The sequence below is a fragment of the Stenotrophomonas sp. SPM genome, assembly GCF_003105135.1.
Lineage (GTDB): Bacteria > Pseudomonadota > Gammaproteobacteria > Xanthomonadales > Xanthomonadaceae > Stenotrophomonas.
The window spans coordinates 42959-52970 of the sequence record NZ_QETL01000015.1 but is presented as its reverse complement, the minus strand read 5'-3'; the positions used below and the strand labels follow the sequence as shown (position 1 = coordinate 52970).

Genomic DNA, 10012 nt, shown 5'->3' with positions numbered 1-10012 from the left:
AGGGGCGTGAGCCGCATGGAAGCGGCGACCGAGCTTACAGGGACGTACTTGCAGCGTCCCCTGCGCAGCCCACCCGCCCGGCCAAGCCAACGAATCCAGCCGGGCCGTTCGCGACCAACCCAACCCCACCCAACCCAACCGACCCGCCACGAGGGGCCGCGCCGTTCGCTGAAAATCCATGTAACCGCTTACAAGCAAACGGGTTTTTGCCGTAACGGGTATCATGGGCGGCTGACTTCATACAGGAGCCACCCGCTCATGCGCCGCAAGATCGTCGCCGGAAACTGGAAGCTGCACGGCAGCCGTCAATTCGCCACTGACCTGCTGGGCCAGGTGGCTGCGGGGCTGCCCAAGGCCGGGGTCGAGGTGGTGATCCTGCCGCCGCTGCCCTACCTGGGGGAGCTGGTCGAGGACTTCGGCGAGACCGGCCTGATGTTCGGTGCCCAGGACGTCAGCAGCAACGAGAAGGGCGCCTACACCGGTGAGGTCTGCGCCGCCATGCTGCATGAGGTCGGTGCCCGCTACGGCCTGGTCGGTCACTCCGAGCGCCGCCAGTACCACAATGAAAGCAGCGAGCTGGTCGCGCGCAAGTTCGCCGCCGCCCTGCATGCCGGCCTGGTGCCGGTGCTTTGCGTCGGCGAGACCCTGGAACAACGCGAGGCCGGGCGGACCGAGGCCGTCATCGCCGGACAGCTGGCCCCGGTGCTGGCCCTGGTCGGGGGCGAGGGCTTCGCCACTGCCGTGGTCGCCTACGAGCCGGTCTGGGCCATCGGTACCGGCAAGACCGCCAGCAAGGAACAGGCGCAGCAGGTCCACGCGTTCATCCGTGGCGAAGTGGCGCGCATCGATGCTAGAATCGCTGATTCACTGCCCATTCTTTACGGCGGCAGCGTGAAGCCCGACAATGCCGGGGAACTGTTCGCGCAGCCGGATGTCGATGGTGGGCTGGTCGGCGGCGCCTCCCTGGTGGCCGCGGACTTCCTGGCCATCGCGGAGGCGGCGGTCGCGAACTAATCCTAGTAAGTATTGTCCGAGGGCGGATTCCCAATGCTGATGTTGATCCTCAATGTCGTCTACGTGCTCGTGGCCGTGGCCATGATCGCGCTCATCCTGATGCAGCGTGGTTCGGGTGCGGCGGCTGGTTCGGGCTTCGGCGCAGGCGCCTCGGGCACCGTGTTCGGCGCGCGTGGCGCGTCCAACTTCCTGTCCAAGTCGACCAAGTGGCTGGCCGTCGTGTTCTTCGGCATCAGCCTCTTCATGGCCTGGTATGCCGGCCACGGCAGCCGTCCGGCGGCCGACCAGGATCTGGGCCTGATGTCCGCTCCGGCGGCCAGCGCTCCGGCCGCTCCGGCAGGTGAACTCCCGGCCGTTCCGAAGGCCGATGCGGTCCCGGTCGCCCCGGTTCCGGCTGCGAATGTGCCGGCTCAGGCGGAATCTTCGGTTTCTGGTGAAGAAAAGCCTTCGGAAGGCTCCCAGAAAGACTGAAGACGGTTACAATATGCGGCGCATCGGGTTATCTGACTGATGTGATCGTTTGCCCAGGTGGCGGAATTGGTAGACGCACTACCTTGAGGTGGTAGCGACTTAGGTCGTAGGGGTTCGAGTCCCCTCTTGGGCACCATTTGTAAGTAAAGCGGGTTCTCCTGGCGCGCAATGCGCCAGCCGTTTCCCGTCCACTCCCCCATGCCAAAGCGCCTGCAGGCGCGGCGGCAGAGGCAAGAGAGAATCGCTGTGCTGGCCGAATATTTGCCGTCTCTGCTGTTTCTGATCGTCGCGACCGGTATCGGCATCACGCTGATGCTGATCGGTCGATTCCTCGGTCCCCGCCGCCCCGATCTGGAAAAGCTCTCGCCGTACGAGTGCGGCTTCGAGGCCTTCGAAGACGCGCGCATGAAGTTCGACGTGCGCTACTACCTGATCGCGATCCAGTTCATCGTCTTCGACCTGGAAATCATCTTCATCGTGCCGTGGACCCAGGTCTTCATGGAGCTGGGCGCCCGTTCGCTCGTCACCATGGGCCTGTTCGTCGGCATGCTGTTCCTCGGTTTCATTTACGTCTGGAAGAAGGGAGCGCTGGAATGGGAGTGATTCAGACTCTCGATGGCCTCATGAACAATCCGGTCCCGGAAGGGCGGGTTGATGACATCCTGCGGCCGGAGGGCGACAACCCGCTGCTGGAAAAGGGCTTCGTCACCACCAGCGTCGACGCACTGCTGAACTGGGCGCGCACCGGCTCGATGTGGCCGATGACCTTCGGTCTGGCCTGCTGCGCGGTCGAGATGATGCACGCCGGCGCCGCGCGCCTGGACCTTGACCGCTACGGCGTGGTGTTCCGCCCGTCGCCGCGTCAGTCCGACGTGATGATCGTGGCCGGTACCCTAGTCAACAAGATGGCCCCGGCACTGCGCAAGGTCTACGACCAGATGCCGGACCCGAAGTGGGTCATCTCGATGGGCAGCTGCGCCAACGGCGGCGGCTACTACCATTACTCCTATTCTGTCGTGCGCGGCTGTGATCGCGTGGTGCCGGTGGACGTCTACGTCCCGGGCTGCCCGCCGACCGCCGAGGCGCTGGTGTACGGGATCCTGCAGCTGCAGAAGAAGATCTGGCGTACACAGACCATCGCCCGCTGACCCTTCCACACTACAAGAGCGCGCCAAGCCCCCATGGCAGAGCAAGCATCCTTCATCGACCGACTCTCCGCACGTTTCGCTGGTGCGAAGGTCATCGTGGTCGAACCCCGCGGCGAAGTGACGCTGGAGGTGCCTGCCGCCGAGTGGCATGCCACCGCGCTGGCGCTGCGTGACGAGTTTGGTTTCGAGCAGGCCGTGGATCTCTGCGGCGTCGATTACCTCGGTTATGGCTCCGACGAATGGGACACCGTTGACGTGTCCTCGCAGGGCTTCAGCCGTGGCGTCGAAGGCAAGGCCCAGGGCCGTTTCGCGTGGGGCGAGTTCCCCACCGAGGAAAACGGTGCCTACGGCGCGAGCCCGCAGCACATGCCGACCCAGCGTTTCGCCGTAGTCGCCCAGCTGCGCTCCTACCAGCACAACCTGATGCTGCACCTGCGCTGCTTCGCCCCTGACGAAGCACTGCCGGTGGTGTCCTCGCTGACCGGCATCTGGCCGGGCCTGAACTGGTTCGAGCGCGAAGCGTTCGACCTGTACGGCGTGATCTTCGAAGGTCACCCGGACCTGCGCCGGATCCTGACCGACTACGGTTTCGTCGGCCATCCGTTCCGCAAGGACTTCCCGCTGATCGGCAACGTCGAAGTCCGCTACGACGAAGAAAAGAAGCGCGTGATCTACGAACCGGTCACCTCGGTGGAGCCGCGCGTCGGCGTGCCGCGCGTGATCCGCGACGACGCCCGTCTGCAGACCGCAGAAGGTGAGCGCGCGCAGGAGGCAGTGAAGTGAGCCACGTACACCAGGCCGGCGAAGCCTTCGCCAGCAACGCCGCCGAAAGCCGGCAGGAAATCCGCAACTACACCATGAACTTCGGCCCGCAGCATCCGGCCGCTCACGGTGTACTGCGCCTGATCCTGGAAATGGACGGCGAAACCATCATGCGCGCCGACCCGCACGTCGGCCTGCTGCACCGTGGTACCGAAAAGCTGGCCGAGTCCAAGCCTTTCAACCAGTCGATCGGCTACATGGATCGCCTGGACTACGTGTCGATGATGTGCAACGAGCACGCCTACGTGCGCTCGATCGAAACCCTGATGGGCATCGAGGCGCCGGAACGCGCGCAGTACATCCGCACGATGTACGACGAAATCACCCGCATCCTGAACCACCTGATGTGGCTGGGTTCCAACGCGCTCGATCTGGGTGCGATGGCGGTCATGCTGTATGCCTTCCGTGAGCGCGAAGAGCTGATGGACTGCTACGAAGCAGTCTCCGGCGCGCGCATGCACGCGGCCTACTACCGTCCGGGCGGCGTCTACCGCGACCTGCCGGACCACATGCCGAAGTACAAGGAATCGCGCTGGCACAAGGGCAAGGCGCTGAAGCAGCTCAATGCTTCGCGTGAAGGCTCGCTGCTGGACTTCCTGGAGAACTTCACCAACGAGTTCCCGGGTCGCGTCGACGAATACGAAACCCTGCTGACCGACAACCGTATCTGGAAGCAGCGTACGGTCGGCATCGGCGTGGTCAGCCCGGAACTGGCCCACCAGTGGGGCATGACCGGCGTGATGCTGCGCGGCTCGGGCGTTGCCTGGGACCTGCGCAAGAAGCGTCCGTACGCCAAGTACGATGCCGTCGATTTCGACATCCCGCTGGGCAAGGAAGGCGACTGCTACGATCGCTACCTGTGCCGCGTGGCGGAAATGCGTGAGTCCAACCGCATCATCAAGCAGTGCGTGGCGTGGCTGAAGGCCAACCCGGGCCCGGTGATGGTGAAGAACTTCAAGGTCGCGCCGCCCAGCCGCGAGGACATGAAGGACGACATGGAAGCGCTGATCCATCACTTCAAGCTGTTCAGCGAAGGCTACTGCGTGCCGGCCGGCGAAACCTATTCGGCGGTGGAAGCCCCGAAGGGTGAGTTCGGCTGCTACCTGGTCTCCGATGGCGCCAACAAGCCTTTCCGCGTGCACCTGCGCGCGCCGGGCTTCGCCCACCTGTCCTCGATCGATTCGATCGTGCGCGGCCACATGCTGGCCGACGTGGTGGCGATGATCGGCACCTACGATCTGGTGTTCGGCGAGGTTGACCGGTAATGACGTCTGCCAAGCCAACGCCTGCTGCAGGCAGCCGGCGCAAGCCGGCGCCGCAGTTTCTGCAATTTCACGTTATGCATTTCGCTGAGGTCGGCCGATGAAGGCGACAGGTAATTTCGAGACGGCGCGCGACGTCGACCCGATGGTGGTGTTGAGCGACAAGACGCGCGCTCACATCGATCACTGGCTGTCCAAGTTCCCGCCGGACCGCAAGCGCTCTGCCGTGCTGCAGGGCCTGCATGCGGCCCAGGAGCAGAACCAGGGCTGGCTGACCGACGAGCTGATCGCCGGCGTGGCCAAGTACCTGGATCTGCCGCCGGTGTGGGCCTATGAGGTCGCCAGCTTCTACTCGATGTTCGAGACCGAGAAGGTGGGCCGCAACAACGTGGCCATCTGCACCAACATCAGCTGCTGGCTCAATGGCGCCGAGGACATCGTGCGCCATTGCGAGAAGAAGCTGGGCATCAAGCACGGCCAGTCCACCCCGGACGGCCGCGTCTACCTCAAGCGCGAGGAGGAGTGCCTGGCAGGCTGCGGTGGTGCACCGATGATGGTCATCAACGGTCATTACCATGAGCGTCTGACCCTTGAAAAGGTCGACGAGCTGCTGGATGGGCTGGAGTAAGGGCATGGCACATCACCACGAATCCAAGGGTCCGGTCGGCCCCGCGCCGCTGCCGCACCAGGTGGTCTATACCACCCTGCATTACGACACCCCGTGGTCGTACGAAAGCTACCTGAAGACCGGTGGCTACGCCGCCCTGCGCAAGATCCTCGAAGAGAAGATCCCGCCGGAGCAGGTCATCGAGATGGTCAAGGCCTCGGGCCTGCGCGGCCGCGGTGGCGCTGGCTTCCCGACCGGCCTGAAGTGGTCCTTCATGCCCAAGGGCAACATGCAGAAGTACATCCTCTGCAACTCGGATGAATCCGAGCCGGGCACCTGCAAGGACCGCGACATCCTGCGCTACAACCCGCATTCGGTCGTGGAAGGCATGGCAATTGCCTGCTACGCCACCGGCTCGACCGTGGGCTACAACTACCTGCGCGGTGAGTTCCACCACGAGCCGTTCGAGCACTTCGAACAGGCCCTGGCCGATGCCTATGCAAATGGCTGGCTGGGCAAGAACGTGATGGGCTCGGGCGTGGACATCGACATCTACGGTGCCCTGGGCGCCGGCGCCTACATCTGCGGCGAAGAAACCGCGCTGATGGAATCGCTGGAAGGCAAGAAGGGCCAGCCGCGCTACAAGCCGCCGTTCCCGGCGAACTTCGGCCTGTACGGCAAGCCGTCGACGATCAACAACACCGAAACCTACGGTTCGGTGCCGGCGATCATCCGCAACGGTCCGGAGTGGTTCAAGGGCCTGAGCCTGACCGGCAACGGTGGCCCGAAGTGCTTCTCGGTCTCCGGCTGCGTGCAGAACGGCGGCAACTTCGAAGTGCCGCTGGGCACCACCTTCGACGACCTGCTGGAAATGGCCGGTGGCCTGCGTCCGGGCCGCACCCTGAAGGGCGCGATCCCGGGCGGCGTGTCGATGCCGGTGCTGACCGCGGCCGAGCTGAAGGGCCTGCCGATGGACTACGACACCATCCGTGCGCTGGGCTCCGGCCTGGGTTCGGGCGCCGTCGTGGTGCTGGATGACAGCGTCTGCTGCGTCAAGTTCGCCTGCCGCATCAGTCAGTTCTTCCACAAGGAATCCTGCGGTCAGTGCACCCCGTGCCGTGAAGGCACCGGCTGGATGCACCGCGTGCTGGAGCGCATCGTCGCCGGCAAGGCCACGATGGAAGACCTGCACCAGCTGAAGGCGGTGGCCGGCCAGATCGAAGGCCACACCATCTGTGCGTTCGGCGAAGCGGCTGCATGGCCCATCCAGGGCTTCCTGCGCCAGTTCTGGGACGAGTTCGAGTACTACATCGTCAACGGTCATTCGATGGTTGACGGCAAGAAGGTGGAGGCAGCCGCTGCATGAGCGCGCAACCCGTAAATCCGAGTGTCCCACCCGATCACGTCACCATCGAGATCGATGGCAAGTCGCTGGTCGTGCCCAAGGGCTCGATGATCATCCAGGCCGCCGACAAGGCCGGCATCTCCATTCCGCGCTTCTGCTACCACGAGAAGCTGCCGATCGCCGCCAACTGCCGCATGTGCCTGGTGGACGTGGAGAAGTCGCCGAAGCCGGCGCCGGCCTGCGCCACCCCGGTGATGGACGGCATGAAGGTCGCCACCCGCAGTGAGAAGGCGCTCAAGTTCCAGCGTTCGGTGATGGAGTTCCTGCTCATCAACCACCCGCTGGATTGCCCGATCTGCGACCAGGGCGGTGAGTGCGAGCTGCAGGACGTCTCGCTGGGCTATGGCCGTTCGGTCAGCCGCTTCAACGAGCGCAAGCGCGTGGTGCCGGACGAGGACATGGGTCCGCTGGTCGCCACCGAGATGACCCGCTGCATCCAGTGCACCCGCTGTGTGCGCTTCACCGCCGACGTGGCAGGCACCTATGAACTGGGTGGCATGTACCGCGGCGAGAACCTGCAGATCGGTACCTACGACGGCAAGCCGCTGACCACCGAGCTGTCCGGCAACGTCGTCGACGTCTGCCCGGTCGGCGCGCTGACCAACAAGGTGTTCCAGTTCCGCGCCCGTCCGTGGGAACTGACCGCGCGCGAATCGCTGGGCTACCACGACGCCATGGGTTCGAACCTGTTCCTGCACGTGCGTCGCGGCGAAGTGCTGCGTACCGTGCCGCGCGACAACGAAGCCGTGAACGAGTGCTGGCTGTCCGACCGTGACCGCTACTCGCACCAGGGCCTGTACAGCGAAGACCGTGCGGTCAAGCCGCTGCGCAAGGTCAACGGCGAGTGGCAGGAAGTGAGCTGGGCCGAAGGCCTGGCCGCGGCTGCCGAGATCCTGAAGGCCCACCAGGGTGACCACCTGGGCGTGCTGGTGCACCCCTCGACCTCCAACGAGGAAGGCGCGCTGCTGGCCCGCCTGGCCAAGGGCCTGGGCTCGAACAACATCGACCACCGCATCAACAACCGCGACTTCTCCGACGCTGCAACCGCCGAAGTGTTCGGCCTGCCGCTGGCCGAGATCGAAGGCGCCGACCGCATCGTGGTTCTGGGCAGCAACATCCGCCACGAACTGCCGCTGCTGCACGCCCGCCTGCGCAAGGCGCAGACCACCAAGGGCGCGAAGATCCACGTCGTCAACCCGGTGGACTTCGACTTCGCCTTCAGCATCGCCGGCAAGCAGATCGTCGCCCCGTCGAAGTTCGTCGACGCGCTGGCCAGCGAAGAGCTGCGTTCGGCAGTGCAGGGCGGTACCAACACCGTGCTGATCGTCGGTGGCATCGCCGAGAACCACCCGCAGGCCGCCGCGATCCGCGCCGCTGCGCGTGACTTCGCTGCCGCCACCGGCGCCAAGCTGTGCCGCATCCCGCAGGGCGCCAATGCCGTGGGCCTGACCCGCGCCGGCGTGCTGCCGGCCGGCAAGGACGTGGCCACCATGCTGGCGCAGCCGCGCCAGGCCTACGTGGTGTACGGCCTCGAGCCGGGCCTGGACTTCGCCGATGCCCCGGCCGCGCGCAAGGCGCTGGTCGGTGCCAAGGTGGTGGCCTTCAGCCAGTTCGCCTGCGTCTCCACCCGCGACGTTGCCGACGTCATCCTGCCGATCGGCGCGCTGCCGGAAATCGACGCCACCCTGACCAACCTCGATGGTCGCGAGCAGTCGGCCCGTGCCGGCGGCAAGCTGCCGGGCGAGGCCCGCGAGGGCTGGCGCGTGCTGCGCGCACTGGGCGGCGAGATGGCGCTGGCCGGTTTCGACTTCACCGACCTGGCCGGCCTGCGTGCCAGCCTGGCGCCGGTGTCGGTTCCCGTGGCGGCCTCGGCCCAGCCGGCCGTTGAAGGCGAAGGCCTGGAAGTGGCTTCGACCGCTGCGATCTACCGCACCGATGCGGTGGTCCGTCGCGCGCCGGCGCTGCAGTCGCATCCGCTCAACAACGCCCCGCGCATCGTGCTGAACGCTGACGATGCCGCGCGCCTGCAGCTGCAGGAAGGGCAGATGGCCAAGGTCGGCACCGATGCCGGCAAGGCCACCCTGCCGGTGGTGGTCGACGCCCGCGTCGCTGCGGGTTCGGTCTGGATTGAATCGGGCCACGGCGCGACCGCGCCGCTGGGTGCCGCTCGCGTATCGGTGGTGGCTGCATGAACGAATTGCTGTTGAACGCGGTCGACCCGCTGCACCAGTGGCTGCTTGCCCTCGGTGATATCGGCGCGCTGATCTGGATCATCCTGAAGATCCTGGTGATCACCGTGCCGGTGATCGTCTCGGTGGCCTTCTACGTGGTCTGGGAACGCAAGCTGATCGGCTGGATGCACGTCCGCCACGGCCCGATGTACGTGGGCATGGGCGTCTTCCAGGCCTTCGCCGACGTCTTCAAGCTGCTGTTCAAGGAAGTGGTCCAGCCCAGCAGCGCCAACAAGGCGATCTACCTGCTGGCCCCGCTGATCACCCTGGCCCCGGCGTTTGCCGCCTGGTCGGTGGTGCCCTTCGACTCGCAGATCGTGCTGTCCAACGCCAACGCTGGCCTGCTGTACCTGCTGGCGATGACCTCGCTGGGCATCTACGGCATCATCCTGGCCGGTTGGGCATCCAACTCGAAGTACGCATTCCTGGGCGCCATGCGCGCCTCGGCGCAGATGATCAGCTACGAAATCGCGATGGGCTTCGCCCTCGTCGGCGTGATGATCGCTTCGGGCAGCCTGAACCTGAGCAGCATCGTCATGGCACAGGCCGGCAGCTCCGGTTTCTTCGACTGGTTCCTGCTGCCGCTGTTCCCGCTGTTTGTCATCTACTGGGTGTCGGGCGTGGCTGAAACCAACCGCGCCCCGTTCGACGTGGTGGAAGGCGAATCGGAAATCGTCGCCGGCCACATGGTCGAATACTCCGGCGGTGCCTTCGCCCTGTTCTTCCTGGCCGAGTACGCGAACATGATCCTGATCAGCTTCCTGATCTCGATCTTCTTCCTCGGTGGCTGGCTGAGCCCGATCCAGGGCTGGGTGAACTTCGGCGATGTCTCGCCGTTGGTCGACTGGATCTGGAAGGGCGGTGCACCGTGGCTGTTCGTCAAGGTGTTCTTCTTCGCCAGTGCCTACATCTGGTTCCGTGCCAGCTTCCCGCGCTTCCGCTATGACCAGATCATGCGCCTGGGCTGGAAGGTCTTCATCCCGCTGGCCATTCTGTGGATCGCGGTTACCGCCGTCATGGTGTTCTTCGGCGTGATTCAAAAGGGCGTCTAA

Annotated in this window: 10 protein-coding genes and 1 tRNA gene; all 11 read left to right on the top strand. The window is 65.2% G+C overall.

The annotated features are described in order from the left end of the window. Positions 1 to 258 precede the first annotated feature (258 nt). The 11 genes from tpiA to nuoH all read left to right on the top strand — a co-directional run bounded on the left by tpiA (position 259) and on the right by nuoH (position 10012). The gene (gene tpiA, locus DCO49_RS06025) at positions 259 to 1014 is read left to right on the top strand and encodes a triose-phosphate isomerase (protein WP_116863231.1); all 756 of its coding nucleotides are present in this window, start codon (positions 259 to 261) and stop codon (positions 1012 to 1014) included. A 33-nt stretch (positions 1015 to 1047) separates the two neighbouring features. Then, positions 1048 to 1485 (top strand): preprotein translocase subunit SecG, encoded by a 438-nt coding sequence (secG, locus tag DCO49_RS06020; protein WP_108769459.1) that lies wholly within the window; start codon positions 1048 to 1050, stop codon positions 1483 to 1485. 51 nt (positions 1486 to 1536) lie between these two features. Further along, a tRNA-Leu gene (locus DCO49_RS06015) sits at positions 1537 to 1621 on the top strand. A 110-nt stretch (positions 1622 to 1731) separates the two neighbouring features. Beyond that, positions 1732 to 2088 carry an NADH-quinone oxidoreductase subunit A gene (locus tag DCO49_RS06010; RefSeq protein WP_079222613.1) on the top strand — a complete coding sequence of 119 codons (357 nt, stop codon included), beginning with the start codon at positions 1732 to 1734 and terminating at the stop codon, positions 2086 to 2088. After that, positions 2079 to 2633: an NADH-quinone oxidoreductase subunit B gene (locus DCO49_RS06005; RefSeq protein ID WP_079222612.1), complete on the top strand. Its 555-nt coding sequence runs from the start codon at positions 2079 to 2081 to the stop codon at positions 2631 to 2633. The genes DCO49_RS06010 and DCO49_RS06005 overlap by 10 nt, the downstream gene beginning before the upstream one ends. A gap of 33 nt (positions 2634 to 2666) precedes the next feature. Beyond that, on the top strand, positions 2667 to 3416 hold the full coding sequence (locus DCO49_RS06000) for an NADH-quinone oxidoreductase subunit C (RefSeq protein WP_116863230.1): 750 nt from the start codon (positions 2667 to 2669) through the stop codon (positions 3414 to 3416). Beyond that, positions 3413 to 4720 carry an NADH-quinone oxidoreductase subunit D gene (locus tag DCO49_RS05995; RefSeq protein WP_116863229.1) on the top strand — a complete coding sequence of 436 codons (1308 nt, stop codon included), beginning with the start codon at positions 3413 to 3415 and terminating at the stop codon, positions 4718 to 4720. Before DCO49_RS06000 ends, DCO49_RS05995 begins: the two co-directional genes overlap by 4 nt. Before the next feature lie 97 nt (positions 4721 to 4817). Further along, on the top strand, positions 4818 to 5345 hold the full coding sequence (gene nuoE / locus DCO49_RS05990) for an NADH-quinone oxidoreductase subunit NuoE (protein WP_108769456.1): 528 nt from the start codon (positions 4818 to 4820) through the stop codon (positions 5343 to 5345). Positions 5346 to 5349: 4 nt separating this feature from the next. Continuing rightward, on the top strand, positions 5350 to 6690 hold the full coding sequence (nuoF, locus tag DCO49_RS05985; RefSeq protein WP_108750220.1) for an NADH-quinone oxidoreductase subunit NuoF: 1341 nt from the start codon (positions 5350 to 5352) through the stop codon (positions 6688 to 6690). Further along, on the top strand, positions 6687 to 8921 hold the full coding sequence (gene nuoG, locus DCO49_RS05980; protein ID WP_116863228.1) for an NADH-quinone oxidoreductase subunit NuoG: 2235 nt from the start codon (positions 6687 to 6689) through the stop codon (positions 8919 to 8921). The genes nuoF and nuoG overlap by 4 nt, the downstream gene beginning before the upstream one ends. Further along, complete coding sequence (gene nuoH / locus DCO49_RS05975) at positions 8918 to 10012, top strand: NADH-quinone oxidoreductase subunit NuoH (protein ID WP_116863227.1); 1095 nt, start codon at positions 8918 to 8920, stop codon at positions 10010 to 10012. The genes nuoG and nuoH overlap by 4 nt, the downstream gene beginning before the upstream one ends.

Bases quoted from the DNA above. Each gene is read 5' to 3' on its own strand.
- tpiA (WP_116863231.1), top strand. From the start codon at position 259: ATGCGCCGCAAGATCGTCGCCGGAAACTGGAAGCTGCACGGCAGCCGT.
- secG (WP_108769459.1), top strand. From the start codon at position 1,048: ATGCTGATGTTGATCCTCAATGTCGTCTACGTGCTCGTGGCCGTGGCC.
- DCO49_RS06005 (WP_079222612.1), top strand. From the start codon at position 2,079: ATGGGAGTGATTCAGACTCTCGATGGCCTCATGAACAATCCGGTCCCG.
- DCO49_RS06000 (WP_116863230.1), top strand. From the start codon at position 2,667: ATGGCAGAGCAAGCATCCTTCATCGACCGACTCTCCGCACGTTTCGCT.
- nuoE (WP_108769456.1), top strand. From the start codon at position 4,818: ATGAAGGCGACAGGTAATTTCGAGACGGCGCGCGACGTCGACCCGATG.
- nuoF (WP_108750220.1), top strand. From the start codon at position 5,350: ATGGCACATCACCACGAATCCAAGGGTCCGGTCGGCCCCGCGCCGCTG.
- nuoG (WP_116863228.1), top strand. From the start codon at position 6,687: ATGAGCGCGCAACCCGTAAATCCGAGTGTCCCACCCGATCACGTCACC.
- nuoH (WP_116863227.1), top strand. From the start codon at position 8,918: ATGAACGAATTGCTGTTGAACGCGGTCGACCCGCTGCACCAGTGGCTG.